Origin of the sequence: Flagellimonas taeanensis (assembly GCF_003584105.1) — a bacterium.
In the GTDB taxonomy this organism is placed as follows: domain Bacteria; phylum Bacteroidota; class Bacteroidia; order Flavobacteriales; family Flavobacteriaceae; genus Flagellimonas; species Flagellimonas taeanensis.
Genome location: NZ_QXFO01000019.1, coordinates 82505 through 100184, shown reverse-complemented (window position 1 = coordinate 100184; position 17680 = coordinate 82505). Strand labels below are relative to the sequence as shown.

The window sequence follows — 17680 nt, the reverse complement described above, 5'->3', positions numbered from 1 at the left end:
GGCTTCCTGCGCTTCTCCCAGGCCAACAGTTTTGAAGTGGTGTATGGAGGAGGGGAATCCAATGTGGCAGTCTCCTTGGCCAATTATGGGGTCCCGGTGGACTTTGTGACCCGTCTCCCGAAGAACGACATCGGGGAATGCGCACTGATGGAGCTGCGCAAGCGCGGTGTGGGCACGGACAAGATCATCCATGGGGGCGACCGATTGGGAATCTATTTTTTGGAGACCGGGGCAGTGAGCCGTGGCAGCAAGGTGGTCTATGACCGGGCACACTCCGCCATGGCGGAGATCGGTCCGGGCATGGTGGACTGGGAAAAGGTGTTCGAAGGTGCCGGATGGTTCCACTGGACGGGGATCACCCCCGCAATATCACAGGGAGCGGCAGATGCCTGTCTGGAGGCCGTGAAGGCGGCCAGCGAGAAAGGGATCACCATCTCGACGGACCTGAACTACCGTGCCAAGCTCTGGAAGTACTGTGACGATGCGAAGCGTGAGCAGATCATGTCGGAATTAACCTCATACTGCGATGTGGTACTGGGCAATGAGGAAGATGCGGAGAAGCACTTTGGCATCAAGCCGGCGGGACTGGACATCACCACCCAGGGCGACCATGTGGAAGCGGCGGCGTTCCTGTCGGTCTGCAAGCAGATGATGGAAAAATTTCCCAGGGCAAAGAAGGTGATCACCACCCTGAGAGGATCCATAAGCGCCTCGCACAACACCTGGGCAGGGGTACTGTACGATGGCAAGAAGATGTACGAGACCCGCCAGTACCAGATCACGGACATCGTGGACCGAGTGGGCGGAGGGGACAGCTTCATGGGCGGCCTCATCTATGGATTGATGGAATACGAGGGGGACGACCAAAAGGCACTCGACTTTGCAGTGGCGGCCTCCTGTCTGAAGCATACCATCAAAGGGGATGCGAACCTGGTGACGGTGGACGAAGTGGAAAAATTGATGGGCGGGGATGCCTCAGGAAGGGTGGCCCGATAATAGTTAAAAGAAAAGAAGCAATGGCACAATATACAAGAACACAAGTGGCACAAGCAATGAGGGAAACGGGACTCGTCCCGTTGTTCTTCCACCGGGACATCGAACTGGGGAAGAAGGTGCTGAGGGCCTGTTACGACGGAGGGGCACGGTTGATGGAGTTCACGGCCCGTGGGGACTTTGCCCACGAGGTGTTCGGGGAGCTCAACAAATATGCCCTCACGGAACTTCCCGGGATGATGATGGGGGTGGGCAGCGTCACGGACGCCGCCTCGGCCTCACTGTACATGGCACTGGGGGCAAACTTCGTGGTGACCCCGGTGCTCAGGGAGGACATCGCCATTGCGTGCAACCGCAGGAAAGTACTGTGGTCGCCGGGCTGTGGGAGCCTTACCGAGATCGCCAGGGCAGAGGAACTGGGCTGCGAGATTGTAAAGCTCTTCCCCGGGGGGACCTATGGTCCCAACTTTGTCAAGGACATCAAGGGACCACAACCTTGGACTGAGGTCATGCCCACTGGAGGCGTGTCTCCGACCGAGGAAAGCCTGGGCGAATGGTTCGAGGCAGGAGTGACCTGTGTGGGCATGGGCTCCAAGCTCATCTCGAAGGAAATTCTGGCTAAGGGTGACTTTGCAGCCTTGGAGGCGGCAGTGAAACAGAGCCTGGACATCATCAAGAAAGTTAAGGGATAACTATGAAAGTGGGGTACAGGTGGTTTTTGGGATTGGTTCTGTTGATCGTGATCTCAGGTTGTGATACGACCAAAGAGACCAGGGTGATCAAATTGGCCCATGGTCTGGATGTAAACCATTCTGTGCACAAGGCCATGCTCAAAATGGGCGAGGACCTTGAAAAGTTGTCCGGCGGAAAGATGAGCATCAAGATATACCCCAACCAACAATTGGGGTCCGAGCGGGAAAGCCTGGAGCTTTTGCAGATCGGCAGTCTGGACATGACCAAGGTTTCAGTGGGCGTCCTGGAAAATTTCGCACCTGATATGAAGGTCTTTGGCATTCCCTTTCTCTTCAGGGACAAACAACACTCCTTTTCGGTGCTGGATGGCCCTATCGGGAAAAAATTGCTGAAAGAGGGAGAAAAATTCTGGTTGAAGGGCCTTTGCTATTATGACGCCGGAAGCAGAAGTTTCTACACCAAGGACAAACAAGTGACCACTCCAGATGATCTGAAGGGATTGAAGATCAGGGTCATGGAAAGTGCCACGGCCATGGATATGGTACGTAGTCTGGGAGGTGCGCCCACGCCTATTTCCTGGGGCGAACTCTATACCTCGTTGCAACAGGGCGTAGTGGACGGTGCGGAGAACAATCCCCCCAGCTTTTACCTGTCCAGACACTATGAGGTCTGCAAATACTACACCATCAACGAACACACCATGCTACCGGACGCATTGCTGGTCAGCACCCATTTGTGGGGCAGGCTCTCCGAGCAGGAGCAGCAATGGTTGCAGGAGGCTGCCGACAATTCGGTGGCATACCAAAGGGAATTATGGGCCATTTCTGAAAGGGAAGCCCTAGAGGAAGTGGAAAAGGCCGGCGTTGAAGTGATCTATCCGGACAAGGCTCCTTTTGAGGAAGCTGTCCAAGGGATTTATGATCAATACAAGGACGATAAGGTAATGAGCAGCCTCATAGAACAAATCCAACAAACCAACTAATTATGGGCTTTAGGAAGCAAGTGGACAAAATTTTGGGCTGGATCTTGGTGGTCATCATGGCCGTCATGGTCATCAATGTACTGTGGCAGGTGTTCAGTAGGTACATCACGGGCAACCCAAGTTCCTTTACGGACGAGCTAGCCCGATATTTAATGATATGGGTCGGTGTTCTGGGCGCGGCCTATGTTTCGGGAAGGAACATGCACGTGGCCATTGACGTACTTCCCATGAGAGCCGGTAAAAAGACACAGTTGTTGCTCTTCCGAATGGTGAACGTGCTCATCATCCTGTTCGCTTTTTTTGCATTGATCGTGGGCGGGATACGGCTGGTGTACATCAGCTATATCTTGGAACAACACTCCCCCGCACTCAATGTTCCCCTGGCCTTTATATATACGGTACTGCCCTTGAGTGGTCTGTTGATTATCTACTATAAAGCTACGGAACTCATTTATAAAAAATAGACATGGATTATATACCTATCTTGGTTTTGGTTGTCAGCTTTGTATGCCTATTGGCCATAGGGACCCCCGTGGCCTGGAGTATCTCCATTTCATCTTTGTTGACCATGTTGGTGAGCATTCCTGCTTTGCCGGCAATGACCACAGTGTCACAACGGATGGCGACCGGACTGGATAGTTTTGCGCTGCTGGCCATTCCCTTTTTTGTGCTTTCAGGGCAACTGATGAACAAAGGGGGCATAGCCCACAGGCTCATTGCATTTGCCAAGACCTTGGTGGGATCGCTACCGGGCGGACTGGCCCTGATCAATATTATATCCGCCATGTTGATGGGGGCCATAGCAGGTTCCGCCATGGCATCCGCTTCCGCCATGGGAAGCATACTCGGCCCTGAAATGGAAAAAGAAGGATATTCCAAGGAATTTGGGGTGGCGGTGAACATCACATCGGCCACAACAGGATTGGTGATACCGCCCAGTAATGTGCTCATCGTGTATTCCCTCGCCAGTGGTGGGGTTTCCATTGCCGCGCTCTTTTTGGCTGGATACATTCCCGGGATGCTAACAGGGCTCTTTTTAATGATCGTCGCCTATTTCTGGGCCAAGAAAAAAGGGTTCAACGTCGGGAAAAGAAGTTCAATAAAAGAAGTATTGGGCACTTTTTGGAAAGCGTTCCCAAGCTTGATGCTTTTGGTCGTGGTCATGGGAGGAATCGTGATGGGCGTCTTTACCGCCACCGAAGCTTCCGCGATCGCAGTGCTCTATACCTTGGTCCTCGGATTTGCCTATAAGGAAATCACGTGGAAAAGTTTGCCCAATATCCTTTTGGAGTCCTCTGCGACCACAGCCATTGTGATGTTGCTCATCGGTGCCTCCATGAGTATGTCCTGGGTGATGTCCTTTGAGAACATCCCGCAGGGGATCAGTGATGTGTTGTTGGGTTTGAGTGACAACCCGATCATAATCTTACTGATAATCAACTTGTTGCTTTTGTTTGTGGGCATTTTTATGGACATGACGCCGGCAGTGCTCATATTCACACCCATCTTCTTGCCGATTGTGACCGAGCTGGGGATGGACCCCATACAGTTCGGCATCGTGATGGTGCTCAACCTTTGCATAGGCCTCTGCACACCACCGGTGGGCTCGGTGCTCTTCGTGGGCGTTGGTATTGCCAATACGACCATAGAAAAAGTCATCAAACCCCTTTTGCCATTGTTCATTGCCATGATCGTGGCACTGTTCCTCATCACCTATTTCCCGGGCCTTAGCCTGTGGTTGCCAAGGGTTTTTGGAGTATGATTTAAATTGAAAGAGGTACAATTTAATGTCCTAAGCTTACCATTCCATCGATGGATATGAACGCTCCTATGTTGAAATATGGAAGAACATTTTGTAAAGGCATCTCCTTGGGTTAATTTTGGTATTATCAGTTTCATATAGCATATTTTGTCTGCCAAATCTGACCCTGTTTTAGTGGAAGAAAAGTGGAATGCCTATTCCCATGCGTTCGGGATTGTACTGGCCTTGGTGGGCAGTATGTTTCTTTTTCGGAAAGATTTGGGTGGAACACCTTATCTCAAAGGCAGTCTCATAGCATATTCGCTGTCGTTGGTACTACTGTTTGTGGCCTCTACGGTCTACCATGCCGTGCAAAATCCCAAACTGAAAAAGAAGCTCAGGATTTTGGACCATATCAGCATTTACTACCTGATTGCCGGGACCTATACTCCGGTGTGCCTTACCATATTGCTACCATCAAAGGGATGGTTGTTGGTCTACCTAGTTTGGGGCATTGCCCTGTTCGGAACGGTGTTGAAAATATTTTTTACGGGAAAGTTCGAAGTGTTTTCCTTGGTGCTTTATGGGATAATGGGATGGCTTATCATCATTGACCTACCTTATTTGATGGGGCATATGTCTTCCACCGGCTTGCTCTATCTTGGGTTAGGAGGGGCCTTTTACACCATTGGCATCCTGTTTTATGCAGTGAAAAAGATTCCCTTTAACCATTTGATATGGCACTTTTTTGTGCTCGGTGGCGCAGTGAGCCATTGGTTTCTGATTTATGGAATTGTTACGTATTTGGTTTGAGAAAACTGAATCTATACAAAATAGGCGATACCTATTCCCAAAATGATGACCAAAAGTTTCCTGAGGTTGAAAGCGTGTCCCTGCGCACTTTCAAAAAGGATGATGGTGGAAATATGAAAAAACACCCCGATGGCCAAGGAGGTCAGCAAATGACCGTGGCTCTCCATCCATTCCGATTGTGCCGAAACAAAGCTGCCCAAAGGGGTCATCAGCGAAAAGGCGGCCATGAACAGCAGGATGGTGCCCAACTTCATTTTGGAATTCAGCAGAAAAATACTGAGTACGATGGCAATCGGGACCTTGTGGATGATAATGCCGTAGAGAATGGAGTTGTTGCCATGGATGGGAACACCTTCAACCAAGGCGTGCACGGACAAACTCAAAAAAAGGAGTAGGGGAAACCTGTTCTCCTTCAAATCGATGTGCAGGTGTCCATGTTCCGCCCCCTTGGAAAAGAATTCCAAAAAAATCTGCAATAAGATACCCCCCAAAATATAAAGTGCTATGGTTTTGGGATCATGGCCTTCATACACTTCCGGGAGCAGTTCAAAAAAAGTGAGCGCCAACAAGAAGGCTCCACTGAACGCCAATAAAAGTTTGATTCGACCCGTATCAGCGGGCTTTGCGAACCGGACAAATCCGAATCCTGCCCAAACGGCGATGATAGGGGCCAAATAAATGAAGATAGAAGGAAAATCCATATTCAGGCTTGAAGGGGCAAAAATAGCCTATTTTTACGGAAAGATTTTAAGAAAGGATGGCAGGAAATTTTAAGATGATGGCCAAGACCCTCTATGGCTTTGAGCCTCTTTTGGCCAAAGAACTACGGAATTTGGGTGCGGGCCGAGTGGAGGAAGGCGTCAGGAACGTAACATTTGAAGGGGACACCGGGTTTATGTACAAGGCCAACCTGTGTCTTCGGACGGCATTGAAAGTGTACAAGCCCATAAGCACGTTCAGGGTCTTCAACGAAAAGGATCTTTATAGAAGCATTTACGAACTGGATTGGCCCCATTTTTTTGGTCACGATAAGACCTTTGCCATAGACACCACCATGAGTTCTGAGGTGTTCAATAATTCCATGTTCGTTTCCCTCAAGGCCAAGGATGCCATTGTGGACAAGTTCAGGGAAGTGGAAAGACAACGCCCCAATGTGGATTCACAGGATCCCGATGTGCGTATCAATATCCATATCCATGAAAATACTTGTACGGTCTCATTGGACAGTTCTGGAAATTCATTGCATCAGCGGGGGTACCGTATTTTGACCAATATTGCACCTATCAATGAGGTGTTGGCGGCAGGACTGCTTTTGGCCAGTTCTTGGGACGGACATACCGATTTTTTGGATCCCATGTGCGGCAGTGGGACCTTTTTGATCGAAGCGGCCATGATCGCTTGCAATATTCCGGCCAACATCAATCGGGAAGCGTATGCCTTCATGCACTGGAAGGATTACGATGCAGAACTGCATGAAAAAATCGTAGAGGCCAGTTTGAAGAAGACCCGTGAGTTCCATCATAAAATAATCGGATATGACAAGGCTCCTTCAGCGGTGCGAAAGGCTCAGGAAAATGTGGAGAATGCCAACCTAGCGGAATACATCACTATAGAGCGAAAGGATTTTTTCAGGACGGAAAAACCGGTAGAGGGCAAGCTGCATATGGTGTTCAACCCTCCTTATGGGGAGCGTTTGCCCATTGAGGTGGACGAGTTCTATGCCAAGATAGGGGACACACTGAAACAACAATATCCGGGTACAGATGCATGGATGATCACCTCCAATCTTGAAGCCTTGAAGCATGTGGGATTGAGACCGTCACGGAAAATAAAGGCGTACAATGGAAAATTGGAAGCAAGGTTGGTCAAGTACGAAATTTATGAAGGGAGCAAGAAGGCAAAGTACCAACAATAATTAAACTATTTTGTGATTGTTGCAACAACAACATCGAAAAAATTTGCTCAAGTGGAATAAATGTTTAGCTTTGGCATGTGTTTAAAGCACAAACTAACTAACTCAATCTAATTATCGGGAAAAGGACTTGAAGATTCAGGTCCTTTTTTTGTTGGAATCAACTAGGATGGATTTCTTTACTTGTCAGACCAAATGGCCAACTCATTGCGAGATGGGTCGGTAAAGTGAAATCTTCTTCCACCCGGAAACGAGAATATGTCCTTGACAATGGTGCCCCCTGCCTTGGCCACTTTGTCCCGTATGCCTTCCAGGTCTTCATGGTAAAGTACGATCAATGCCCCGTTCGTGACCTTTTCCTCCGTTCTTTCAAAACCACCTTCAAGCCCACTATCCGAAAAGGCAACATAATCGGGTCCATAGTCCGTGAACGACCAACCAAAGGTGGGACCATAAAAATCCTTTATTTTTTGAAGGTCGTTTGCCTTGAACTCCACATAATTGATAAGGGTATTCTTCATGATTACTGTTTGGGTTCTTCCTTTTTCTTTTTTGACTTCTTGTAAAGGGGGATAAAGTAGGAAATGGAATAGTTGTAGCTCACCCCGAAATTACTTCCATCGGTAACCTTGTTGAACCCCGGAATCCAAAGGTTCGGGAAGCGTTCATCCTCCTTGTTCGAAACCAAGAATCCCAAACGGGCGCTCATGCCAATATAAATATTGGCAAAGAGCTCGGCCTTGATACCCATAATGAACTCCAACCACGAAGCGTTCAGGCCACTGAATTCCTGCTTGGGCTGGATGCCCGGCAAAAAGTCAGGGTTGTATAAATGATTGCTGTTGAAGATGGTGTAATCGTTCAGGGTCTGGCTAAAACTGGCGGCGGCAAACCTACCCCCGATGGTAATGGCATTGTTCATCCCGAACCAATTTTGATACGTGTTCACTTCTGCCCCGACTTTGATATAGCTTCCCGAGGTCTTGAAATTATAAAGTAGGGTACTGTTCAGACTTTCCCCCTGTGTTTTCGTCTCGTTGCCAATTTCAGCGGCCAAATAGAGCTTTTGGGTCAATCGGTAATCCCCGACCAATTCCAAACCTGTATAGTCCTCATCGGCAAAGGACAGCACCAGTTTGCTCAAATCCACACCCACCCGAAGGCCATATTCATCCTTATACTCCACAGTATCCTTGGGTTGAAGATCTATGGGTTCGCTCTGCCCCAACATACAAATGGGGAGAAGCACCATGGAAACGAAAAGACTAATGAAATATCTTGACATGGATGTTGTTGGAGTTTTCAATGGTTTGTTGGACAACGGAAATGTCCTGGATCCAATTATTAGCACTTTCGGGGAGCGTAATGCTGAGGCCATCGTAATTGATCACGAACCCACATGCCCGGGAAGCAAAATTTTCCCTTGTGGTGTAGGAAATGGTCAAGGAATCGATGTTTCCCGTTTCCGCATCGGTCTCTTCATCATCGGCAGAATCGTTGATAAAGGCAAATGCGGTGCTGGTCACATCGTTCCGGAGTGGAATCCCTATCGAGTCCAAATCGGTCCGGTCAGTGAAGGTGTTAAGGGTACTGTCCAAAATCACTTCTTTGATGCGGAGCGAGGGTACATCCTTGGCGACAGTGGTATCTTCTATGTCAAAAAAACCAATGACCAGAAGCGGTGTGTCCCCGTTGACACAGATGTCATCTTTTTCACAGGAAGAAAAATAGATGAGTATTGATAGGACAAGCAGGATGGGGATTATTCTCTTCATTCCAGATAGTAGCGGATTTTAATTCAACAATTACACCCGTTTTTCCAAAAGTACAACATTTTCCACGTGATGGGTCTGCGGGAACATATCCACGGGCTGCACCCTGGTCACTTTGTAGGTATCCTTCATCAATGCCAAGTCCCTTGCTTGGGTGGCACTGTTGCAGCTTACGTAGACGATTTTGGGCGGTGCCACTTGGAGCAATTGCTCCACCACCTGTTTGTGCATGCCGTCCCTTGGGGGGTCGGTAATGATGACGTCGGGGCTGCCGTGTTGGGTGATGAAAGCATCATTGAACACATTTTTCATATCGCCCACAAAGAATTCCACATTCGAAATGCCGTTCAGGACCGCATTGGCCCTGGCATCTTCAATAGCTTCGGGAACGGATTCCACGCCCACCACTTTTTTGGCCTTTTTGGATACAAATTGGGCAATGGTCCCCGTGCCGGTATATAGATCGTACACCAGTTCATTTCCAGTGAGTCCGGCAAAATCCCTAGCCACGTTGTAGAGCACATGGGCCTGTTCCGAATTGGTCTGGTAAAACGATTTGGCATTTATCTTGAACCGCAGCCCTTCCATTTCCTCAAAAATATGGTCGCGGCCAGAAAAACAGACCACTTCTTGGTCGTAGATCGTATCGTTCTGTTTGGGGTTGATCACATATTGCAAAGAAGTGATCTCTGGGAATTTTTGTTTCAAATGGTTCAGCAAGAGTTCCCTTTCCTTTTTTTGGTCCTCAAAGAATTGGATGAGTACCATGATTTCCCCGGTGGATGCCGTCCGTATCATAAGCGTTCGTAGCAATCCCTTTTGGTTTCTGGGGTCAAAAAAAGCGAGATTGTTTGCGTTGGCAAAATTTTTGACCTCTAGGCGGATGGCATTGGAAGGATCTTCCTGAAGATGACATTTTTTGATATCCAAGATTTTGTCCCACATACCAGGAATATGGAAACCCAAGGCATTTCGATCTTCAAAATCCCTGTCCGAGACAATTTCTTTTTGGGTGAGCCATCTGCTGTTGGAAAAAGAAAATTCCATCTTGTTCCTGTAGAAATACTCGTTTTTTGAGCCTAAAATGGCACTGACCTCTGGAAGTTCCAGGTTCCCGATGCGTTTGAGGTTGTTCTCGACCTCCCGTTGCTTGAAATACAGTTGGTGTCCATAGCCCATATGTTGCCATTTGCACCCACCGCACGTCCCAAAATGTTGGCATTCGGGAGCTGTTCTTTTGTCGGAAAAGGTATGGAAGTGAGTGGCCACACCTTCAAAATAGGCACTTTTCTTTTTGGTGGTCATCACATCCACCACATCGCCCGGAACGGCATTGGATAGAAAGATGATCCTGCCATCCGGTGCTTTTCCCACCGATTTTCCTTTGGCCCCGGCATCGATGACTTCTACCTGTTCAAACGTCTGTCGTTTATTCTTTCTTCGCATGCGGCAAAAGTAACCTCTTTTTAGTATTTGTCATTGTGGAGCTTCTTAAATTGACCCTAAAACTTTGGCCATACCATCCCCATAATTTTTGGTCAATAATTTGTAATTTGCGGCCACTCCAAGGGATGATTTCTCTCCCACGCTGCTTTTTCGGGACTCCGAAAGAATAAAGGTACAGTAGGAAAGGTTGTTTTATCAATTTAATCATTATTGAAATGACTGTTTTAGAGCATTTGACTTCGCAGCAAGCGATCGATTTGGAAAACAAGTACGGAGCCCACAATTACCATCCGCTGCCCGTTGTTTTAAGCAAAGGGGAAGGCGTTTACGTATGGGATGTGGAAGGGAAAAGGTACTATGATTTCCTTTCTGCCTATTCGGCGGTGAACCAAGGGCATTGCCATCCCAAGATCATTGGCGCCCTAATGGACCAAGCCAAGACGCTCACCCTGACCTCCAGGGCTTTTTACAATGACATGTTGGGAAAATACGAACAGTATGCCACCTCTGTTTTTGGGTTTGACAAGCTCTTGCCCATGAACACCGGGGCAGAGGCCGTCGAAACTGCGTTGAAGATTTGCAGGCGATGGGCCTACCAAAAAAAAGGAATTCCTGAAGACCAGGCCCAAATTGTGGTTTGCGAGAACAATTTTCATGGAAGGACCACCACCATTATCTCTTTTTCCAATGACCCTGTGGCCCGAACGGACTATGGTCCCTATACCGAAGGTTTCATCAAGATTGCTTACGATGACCTGTCGGCCTTGGAAAAGACGTTGGAGGCCAATCCACATGTAGCCGGGTTTTTGGTGGAGCCGATACAGGGCGAAGCAGGTGTTTATGTGTCTTCCGAAGGCTATCTGAAAAAGGCCAAGGCCCTTTGTGAAAAATACAATGTTCTTTTTATTGCCGATGAGGTCCAGACCGGGATTGCCCGGACAGGGAAAATGTTGGCCGTGGACCATGAAGGGGTAAAGCCGGACATTTTGATTTTGGGCAAGGCACTTTCAGGAGGGGTCTATCCTGTTTCTGCGGTTTTGGCCAATGATAACGTCATGGGAGTCATCACCCCGGGAAGTCATGGAAGTACTTTTGGTGGGAATCCAATTGCCGCTGCCGTGGCCATGGCGGCCTTGGAAGTGGTCAAGGAAGAGGGGCTGGCCCAAAATGCACAGGAATTGGGGGAATTGTTCCGGGAAGAGCTGAACAAGTTCATCCCCACTTGTGATTTGGTAGAAAAAGTTCGGGGAAAGGGATTGCTGAATGCCATCGTGATCAATGATAGTGAGGACAGTTCCACAGCTTGGGACATCTGCATGGCCCTGAAGGAGAATGGCCTTTTGGCCAAGCCGACCCACGGGAACATTATCCGGTTTGCCCCACCTTTGGTGATGAACCGCGAACAATTGATGGACTGCGTTTCCATTATCACTAAGACACTACGGGATTTCTCCAAGTAGCCGTCATATGTAATTTAAAAATAAAAAGGGAGCAGTAATTCACTGCTCCCTTTTGTATTGGTTCGATAAGAAGAGTTCCTATAAGAACTTGTATCCCATCCCGATGGTCAAATAATTGCCTCTGACTTTTACATCCTCGCTACCGGTGTAGGAGTTGTTGATCTGAAAGGAGTATCTGGCCTCAATGAAGAAATCTTCGTTAATGTCATAGCCGATTCCGCCTGCAATGTCAAACTCAACACTGCTAAAGTCCTCCGGGGTATCTTCCAAGGAAAAGACCAGTTGTGGACCAACTTGAAAATTGAATTTTTCCGAGATGGCAAATTTGCCCAAAATCGGAAGCAAAAGACCATTGCTTTCATCAATGCTTGCAAAGAGAAGTTCTGGTTGGACACTGAAACTCTCTGAGACCATAAAGTCAGCTACAGCCCCTACGTAAAAACCAGATTCTGAAGCGGAGATGCTGAGTCCGTCAGCTTTAACACTTGCCCTGGCGTTCAGGTAACCTGCAGTGGCTCCAAATCTAACGTCTTGTGCTTGCGCAGAAAAGGCCAACGCAATTACAGCAACGGTCGCTAATACAATTCTTTTCATGTTTAGATAAAATTTATGTTTTATGGGGTCAAATATAGAAATACATCCAAATGCGGATTCTTTTTTGTTGTGAAGCATTCTAATCTTGTGGAATGGCCGTAGTATGTTTTTTTGATGATTAGAGAAGCGATTTCATTTAGAAATGCGTCACAAAACCCCAGCCTCCAGCAGTTCCAGACCCATTTCATCGGCATTGAAGGCTGCTTGGATACCCACGGGAAGTGTAAAGTTGTTGGGGACATGTCCAAAACTCATCCCATAGGCAGCGGGAATGCCTAAGGGCACTATCCTGTCCATGATGACTTCTTTAAGGGTGAAGTTGGTATCGTTTTTTTCACGATCACATCCTTTACAGACCCCGATGATGATTCCTTTGGCCTTGGAAAATGTAGGGCCTTCAATGAGTTGGGTGAGCATACGGTCTATGCGGTACGGAGCTTCTTCCACATCTTCCAAGAACACCAGTTTGTCCGTAAAATCAATTTCGTGGGGGGTGCCTATCAGTGCATTGACCAAGGTAAGGCTTCCTCCTGCAAGTTCGCCTTGACAGCTTCCCGGGGTAATGACATACCTCTCATATTCAGGATTTTTCAGAAACTCTGGATCTTTCAGTTTTGCATTTTTGATGGTTTGGGCATCCTTTCCCTTCATCAGGATTTTTTTAAAATACTTTTGGCTATAGGAATCATCCAAAGTGCTGCCGACGGGGCCATGGAAACAGACCAGCCCAGTTTCTTTGTAGATGGCCTGTATCAATGCGGTAATGTCACTGAACCCGATGAGTACCTTTGGGTTGTTCCGAATGCTATTGTAATCCAAACGGTCCAGGATTCGGGTGCAGCCATAACCGCCACGGGCACAGAGAATACCGTCCACTTCCGGGTTGGCAAACATCTGGTTCACATCCATGGCTCGCTCTTCGTCCGTATTGCTGAAATAACCATAATTACCCAATATGCGATGTGTGTGATACGTTTTGAACCCCATTTCCTCCAAGGTGTCCAACGCTTTTTGTAAGACTTCGGGCTTGATGGCATAGCCAGGCGCGACTAGGCCAATGGTGTCCCCCTTTTTTAGTTTTTTGGGTTTGATGATTGGATTTGGGGTGGACAGTTGTTCATTTCCCCATCCGATCTGGGGCAATAGGGTAGTGGCCCCAAGAGCGGTCACTGATTTTAGAAAGTTTCTTCGTTTGGACATTGGTTGTGCATTACAATATAAGTTACCGATGGCAAAAGCCAAAGTAAATATATGCACAAAAAAATTGAGGGAGCTATCTGAAACTAATCACTGTTCCGCTCATCGCGGCGCAATTGCCGTTGTATCTTGCGTATGGCCGATTCTATGGATTTTTCGGGTTCGATGATGTTGTATTCGCCCCAAAAATCAGAGTCGGTGAATCCTATCGCCTCATCTCCCATGATGATGGATTTCTTGATCCGTTCCCGGTTCTTGGGAAAATCCCCACCCATATTTTTTTCCCAATCGGTTATGGCCATTTCAGCGGTCATGCTGTACACGGAATTGAACCACTTGTCGGCCCAGTCTACTTTAAATTCCATGGAAACGCTACTATACCCATAATACCATCTTCCATCTTTTTCCCGATAATCTACCCTGTAGGCAACTTGGGTGGGCCAGACATCCACTTTGGCAGGTTTCCTTCGGACAAAAAGTTCCGCTGCCTTGTCCCTGTCAGTAATGTTCAAGGAGAAAATGGCACTGGTCAGTGTCCTTTTTTCCACATCGATGTAGAGTTCTCCCTGATATAATGGGTCAGGAATATTTTCATGTTGGGCAAATTTGATGACATAGATCAATGCATCGTTGACCCTGATGGATCGGTCAAATGAAAATTTATAGTTGGAAATGGATTCATTGGCAAAGAGGTATTCGGGATACTTCATGACATCGACGTACAGGGTGTTGTAGGGCCCGCCCTGAAGTTTGAGCGCCACAGTATCCAATTTGCTATAATCCGTACTCTTCCGTGCTTTGTAGAGTTCAACGGCGTCGTCCCTATTGGAACTGTAGGGAGTCTTGTAGATATTCACCACCGCTTCGGCCAAGGATACGTTTCTTCTTCTACGTTTAATGGTCTCCCTATAAAAAGCGGTCATCAATGTCGGTTCGCCAAAATAATTTTCATCCCTTTTGGCCATGGTTTCCCTTACCAATGCCATAGCGTCCCGCGGGGCATTGATATTGATCTCTGACAATTGGGTAACAGATACCGTAAGGGCGATTTTGTTTTTTTCGGGTTCCAATTCGGATAGGGGAACGCTTTGGGTCCGGTATCCCAAAAAGGAAACGATCACATTTGTACTGGCACTGTTTTTAGGGACTTTTAAGAGAAAGTTCCCTTCGGTATTGGTTATGGTGCTAATGTTGGTGCCTTCCACGGTGAGTGTGGCAAAGACCAAAGGTTTGTTAGTGGATTCGTCCACTACTTCGCCACTATATTGGTCAAAATCAACGGCACCTTCTTGGAATGCAAGGGCCTTGGTGGTGCCAACCATTGTCAGAACAAGCATTGCGAGCAACAATGTTGGCGGGGTTTTCCACGAGAGTGGAAATGATCTGTTCAGTTGCATATCCAAAAATTTTATGTGTATGTACTTCTAAAGATACAAAATTTTGGATTTCAATGCACCTTCTATCATCCTGAAAATATGAACTAAATATTTTATAATCAACTGTCTAAGGTTTCTAGTTGATCATGAAGAGTGCGTTGGCAAAAAACAGTTTTCCATTTTCCCAAAAGCCCCTGAACAATGGGTTGTCCACCATATAAATAACATGGCCTTTGCCAAATTGCTCGGAACCATAGACCAAGGATTTTGAGATTTTCTTTTGTGCTTTACTGCCTGCAAAACCGGAAAAAGGTTTGGTGCTGTCCTCAATGTAAACGGCATTGCCGCCGTCCAGATAATCGTAACTGGAACTGCCCAGTTTCAAGGTAAAGTAATCCAATCCATAGCCGTAGGCCAGTGGGTGGGTATTGTCCACTTTGGTTTTGAAGATCGCTCCAGTGATGGCATCTTTTATCTGTTCCCTCTCAGCATCTTCGTATGGAAGCGGGGTATTGATCTGTTCAGTCTCTTTTTCCTTTTCTTTTACCTTGATGCCGAAACCTTTTTCCCCATCAATGGCATTGATAGCGCCCCCCATAGCAATGATCTTGCCTCCTTTTCTTACCCAATCCTTCAATTCGGAAAGTTGGTCCTCATCAAAATAGTTGCCGTATCGGCCATCGGGCAGGATAAGAATATTGTATTTGCCCAAGTCTACCCTTTTGGCATATTCGTCATCGATCACGGTCAAGGGATAGTGCAGTTGTTGTTCAAAAAAGTGCCATATCTCACCAAAGCGAAGTGTCGATGTAGGCCCACCGGAAAGTACTGCAATCTTGGGCTCGGTGATCATTTGCACGTAGGATGAACCAAAATCCTTTCCAGAGTCCACAAACCCTGTGCCGGTGGACACGATTTCTTTTTGAAAGGTATCCGCGATGGATTGTAGTTTTTGGACAAAATTGGGGTCATGGGTGTTGTCACCTTTGGTGATGATCAACGTGCCGCGTTCAAAAGACTTGCCGTCAATGGAAAAGGGATGGTCGGTTTTTCGCACACGAATGCCCTCTTTGAGAAGTTCGGCCAAAAATTTGGCATCCTTTAGACTGTTCCAGTCCGTAAGATAGGCATAGCTGTTGGGGTTGATCATAGATTTGGACACAGCATCCCCATTGCTTTGGGGTGTAACCAAGGAAGTGGAGGCAATGGCCTCCAATCCATAGGCATAGGGCAATGACCATGCAGTAATATCATAGGTCAACGAGTCCGTTAGTTTGGCACTGGGTTCAAAGAGGACCTGTACCAAGGTGCCCTTGGGCTGGTTGGTGGAGACCACCATTCCATTTTTGTCAACGGACATGCTTCCATTGCTTCCAGAGCCATAAGCGTGGCCTTTGTACGAGCCGGAGGAAAGATCTCCGAACTGGATTTCGTGTTTTTCCAAGAGCGATTTCAGGGCGTCCAAATTGTCTTTGTTGCCCTTGAGGACGTAGCTTTTGTACTTGAAGTTTTGGTTTTGGTAGAATTTTTTGAATTCCTCATTCAGCTTCTTGGCATTTTGCGAAGAAACCTCTACTGTGGACAGCCCGGTGGTGAAATGATGGGCAATCCTGTCCTTGAGCGTAAGCGTGTCACCGATTCCAGTAATGATCCCTAGGCCTGCCCTTCCACTTCCCCCTTGTTCGTAGGTCATCCCGATGGAGCCGTTATAAATGGGAAAGGTGTCCCCGTAGCTGGGATAGAAAAGGTCAAAAACTTCTTTGGTAAAATAGAACCAACCGTTGGCATCAAAATACTTGGCGTGGTTTTTTCCCAAGATAACCTGAAAATCCCGTTGAAAATTTGTGATGACCTCATGGTAGGGTTCTGCAGCGGGAGCAAAATAGTAGGGATTGTCCACTCCCTGTTCGTGGAAGTCCACATGCACATGGGGAAGCCAATCATTGAACATTTTGATGCGTTGTTGGCTTTCCACTTGGGTGAGCCATGCCCAATCGCGGTTCAGGTCAAACATGTAGTGGTTGCTACGCCCGTTCCACCATCCCTCATTGTGCTCTTTACTGTTGGGATCCACTTGATGGGGTGTGTTCTTGTATTGATTGTACCAATTGCTGTAGCGGTCGCGCCCATCAGGGTTGACACAGGGGTCCATGATGACGACGGTGTTTTCCAGATAGGAGCCCTTGGTGGTCAAAAGCTCATAGATGGTTTTCATCGAGGCCTCCGTGCTCACACTTTCGTTTCCATGCACGTTGTAGCTGAGCCACACAATGGCCTTGGTAGAATTTCCATTTCCTTGGGTACTCATTAAATGCTCTTGACGTATGGTTTCCAGATTGGCAATGTTGTCAGGGGAAGACACATAGGCCAGCAATAGGGGCCTACGTTCATTGGTCTGTCCGTAAACGGTAAGTTTTACCCTATCAGGGGCTGCTTCGGCCAAATATTCATAATAATCCACCACTTCGTGATGGCGGGTAAATTCCGTTCCAAGTTCATATCCCAAAAATTCAGAGGGAGATTTCAATTGTTGGGAGTGGGTGGGGAAGACAATGAGGATGGCGGCGAAAAATAAAAATCGGGTCATGCGTGGTCAATTAGTACAAATCAAATCTAATAATAAATTTATCTAGAGTCATAATTTTCAATGGCCTGTAGGAAAAAAGTAATTAACGTATTTTTAGGACGAGAAAAAAAGAAG

Annotated in this window: 17 protein-coding genes; 8 read left to right on the top strand and 9 right to left on the bottom strand. The window is 47.3% G+C overall.

The features are described 5' to 3' along the window. The 6 genes from D2V93_RS10165 to trhA form a co-directional block, all read left to right on the top strand. Positions 1–996 (top strand): sugar kinase (locus tag D2V93_RS10165; protein WP_147377401.1); only part of this gene is annotated, 996 nt, incomplete at its 5' end. Positions 997–1016: 20 nt separating this feature from the next. Then, a complete protein-coding gene (locus D2V93_RS10160; RefSeq protein ID WP_119619418.1) occupies positions 1017–1685 on the top strand; it encodes a bifunctional 4-hydroxy-2-oxoglutarate aldolase/2-dehydro-3-deoxy-phosphogluconate aldolase in 669 nt (222 codons plus the stop codon). Positions 1686–1687: 2 nt separating this feature from the next. After that, complete coding sequence (locus D2V93_RS10155; RefSeq protein WP_119619417.1) at positions 1688–2668, top strand: TRAP transporter substrate-binding protein; 981 nt, start codon at positions 1688–1690, stop codon at positions 2666–2668. A 2-nt stretch (positions 2669–2670) separates the two neighbouring features. After that, positions 2671–3132: a TRAP transporter small permease gene (locus D2V93_RS10150; protein WP_119619416.1), complete on the top strand. Its 462-nt coding sequence runs from the start codon at positions 2671–2673 to the stop codon at positions 3130–3132. Positions 3133–3134: 2 nt separating this feature from the next. Then, positions 3135–4430 (top strand): TRAP transporter large permease, encoded by a 1296-nt coding sequence (locus D2V93_RS10145; protein WP_119619415.1) that lies wholly within the window; start codon positions 3135–3137, stop codon positions 4428–4430. Between the two features lie 147 nt (positions 4431–4577). Beyond that, the gene (trhA, locus tag D2V93_RS10140) at positions 4578–5222 is read left to right on the top strand and encodes a PAQR family membrane homeostasis protein TrhA (protein ID WP_119619414.1); all 645 of its coding nucleotides are present in this window, start codon (positions 4578–4580) and stop codon (positions 5220–5222) included. An 11-nt stretch (positions 5223–5233) separates the two neighbouring features. On the opposite strand, the gene D2V93_RS10135 is transcribed toward trhA, so the two are convergent. Beyond that, the gene (locus D2V93_RS10135; RefSeq protein WP_072882776.1) at positions 5234–5923 is read right to left on the bottom strand and encodes a ZIP family metal transporter; all 690 of its coding nucleotides are present in this window, start codon (positions 5921–5923) and stop codon (positions 5234–5236) included. 56 nt (positions 5924–5979) lie between these two features. On the opposite strand from D2V93_RS10135, the gene D2V93_RS10130 reads away from it, so the two are divergent. After that, positions 5980–7137: a THUMP domain-containing class I SAM-dependent RNA methyltransferase gene (locus D2V93_RS10130; protein ID WP_072882786.1), complete on the top strand. Its 1158-nt coding sequence runs from the start codon at positions 5980–5982 to the stop codon at positions 7135–7137. A 176-nt stretch (positions 7138–7313) separates the two neighbouring features. On the opposite strand, the gene D2V93_RS10125 is transcribed toward D2V93_RS10130, so the two are convergent. From D2V93_RS10125 to rlmD, 4 genes are read right to left on the bottom strand one after another with little or no spacing between them, the layout of a single operon-like run. Beyond that, the gene (locus D2V93_RS10125; RefSeq protein WP_177190122.1) at positions 7314–7655 is read right to left on the bottom strand and encodes a VOC family protein; all 342 of its coding nucleotides are present in this window, start codon (positions 7653–7655) and stop codon (positions 7314–7316) included. A 2-nt stretch (positions 7656–7657) separates the two neighbouring features. Further along, positions 7658–8419: a DUF6048 family protein gene (locus tag D2V93_RS10120; protein WP_119619413.1), complete on the bottom strand. Its 762-nt coding sequence runs from the start codon at positions 8417–8419 to the stop codon at positions 7658–7660. Then, positions 8400–8909 carry a DUF6452 family protein gene (locus tag D2V93_RS10115; protein WP_119619412.1) on the bottom strand — a complete coding sequence of 170 codons (510 nt, stop codon included), beginning with the start codon at positions 8907–8909 and terminating at the stop codon, positions 8400–8402. The genes D2V93_RS10120 and D2V93_RS10115 overlap by 20 nt, the downstream gene beginning before the upstream one ends. 30 nt (positions 8910–8939) lie before the next feature. Next, positions 8940–10352 carry a 23S rRNA (uracil(1939)-C(5))-methyltransferase RlmD gene (gene rlmD, locus D2V93_RS10110; protein ID WP_119619411.1) on the bottom strand — a complete coding sequence of 471 codons (1413 nt, stop codon included), beginning with the start codon at positions 10350–10352 and terminating at the stop codon, positions 8940–8942. A 215-nt stretch (positions 10353–10567) separates the two neighbouring features. On the opposite strand from rlmD, the gene rocD reads away from it, so the two are divergent. Beyond that, positions 10568–11812, top strand: coding sequence for an ornithine--oxo-acid transaminase (rocD, locus tag D2V93_RS10100; RefSeq protein WP_119619409.1), 1245 nt, complete (start codon positions 10568–10570; stop codon positions 11810–11812). A gap of 78 nt (positions 11813–11890) precedes the next feature. Here the strand turns inward: rocD and D2V93_RS10095 are convergent, their stop codons facing one another. From D2V93_RS10095 to D2V93_RS10080, 4 genes are all read right to left on the bottom strand, one after another. Then, positions 11891–12406 carry a porin family protein gene (locus tag D2V93_RS10095; protein ID WP_119619408.1) on the bottom strand — a complete coding sequence of 172 codons (516 nt, stop codon included), beginning with the start codon at positions 12404–12406 and terminating at the stop codon, positions 11891–11893. Positions 12407–12553: 147 nt separating this feature from the next. Further along, a complete protein-coding gene (locus tag D2V93_RS10090; protein ID WP_119619407.1) occupies positions 12554–13606 on the bottom strand; it encodes a S66 peptidase family protein in 1053 nt (350 codons plus the stop codon). A gap of 83 nt (positions 13607–13689) precedes the next feature. Beyond that, positions 13690–14940, bottom strand: coding sequence for a carboxypeptidase-like regulatory domain-containing protein (locus tag D2V93_RS10085; RefSeq protein WP_245978183.1), 1251 nt, complete (start codon positions 14938–14940; stop codon positions 13690–13692). Between the two features lie 175 nt (positions 14941–15115). Then, positions 15116–17566, bottom strand: a complete 2451-nt coding sequence (locus tag D2V93_RS10080) for a M14 metallopeptidase family protein (protein WP_119619405.1) — start codon at positions 17564–17566, stop codon at positions 15116–15118. Positions 17567–17680: the final 114 nt, after the last annotated feature.

What these genes read in the sequence shown, in the direction of transcription:
- D2V93_RS10160 (WP_119619418.1), top strand. Translation starts at nt 1,017, where the DNA reads ATGGCACAATATACAAGAACACAAGTGGCACAAGCAATGAGGGAAACG.
- D2V93_RS10155 (WP_119619417.1), top strand. Translation starts at nt 1,688, where the DNA reads ATGAAAGTGGGGTACAGGTGGTTTTTGGGATTGGTTCTGTTGATCGTG.
- D2V93_RS10150 (WP_119619416.1), top strand. Translation starts at nt 2,671, where the DNA reads ATGGGCTTTAGGAAGCAAGTGGACAAAATTTTGGGCTGGATCTTGGTG.
- D2V93_RS10145 (WP_119619415.1), top strand. Translation starts at nt 3,135, where the DNA reads ATGGATTATATACCTATCTTGGTTTTGGTTGTCAGCTTTGTATGCCTA.
- D2V93_RS10135 (WP_072882776.1), bottom strand. Translation starts at nt 5,923, where the DNA reads ATGGATTTTCCTTCTATCTTCATTTATTTGGCCCCTATCATCGCCGTT.
- D2V93_RS10130 (WP_072882786.1), top strand. Translation starts at nt 5,980, where the DNA reads ATGGCAGGAAATTTTAAGATGATGGCCAAGACCCTCTATGGCTTTGAG.
- D2V93_RS10125 (WP_177190122.1), bottom strand. Translation starts at nt 7,655, where the DNA reads ATGAAGAATACCCTTATCAATTATGTGGAGTTCAAGGCAAACGACCTT.
- D2V93_RS10120 (WP_119619413.1), bottom strand. Translation starts at nt 8,419, where the DNA reads ATGTCAAGATATTTCATTAGTCTTTTCGTTTCCATGGTGCTTCTCCCC.
- D2V93_RS10115 (WP_119619412.1), bottom strand. Translation starts at nt 8,909, where the DNA reads ATGAAGAGAATAATCCCCATCCTGCTTGTCCTATCAATACTCATCTAT.
- rlmD (WP_119619411.1), bottom strand. Translation starts at nt 10,352, where the DNA reads ATGCGAAGAAAGAATAAACGACAGACGTTTGAACAGGTAGAAGTCATC.
- rocD (WP_119619409.1), top strand. Translation starts at nt 10,568, where the DNA reads ATGACTGTTTTAGAGCATTTGACTTCGCAGCAAGCGATCGATTTGGAA.
- D2V93_RS10095 (WP_119619408.1), bottom strand. Translation starts at nt 12,406, where the DNA reads ATGAAAAGAATTGTATTAGCGACCGTTGCTGTAATTGCGTTGGCCTTT.
- D2V93_RS10090 (WP_119619407.1), bottom strand. Translation starts at nt 13,606, where the DNA reads ATGTCCAAACGAAGAAACTTTCTAAAATCAGTGACCGCTCTTGGGGCC.
- D2V93_RS10085 (WP_245978183.1), bottom strand. Translation starts at nt 14,940, where the DNA reads ATGCTTGTTCTGACAATGGTTGGCACCACCAAGGCCCTTGCATTCCAA.
- D2V93_RS10080 (WP_119619405.1), bottom strand. Translation starts at nt 17,566, where the DNA reads ATGACCCGATTTTTATTTTTCGCCGCCATCCTCATTGTCTTCCCCACC.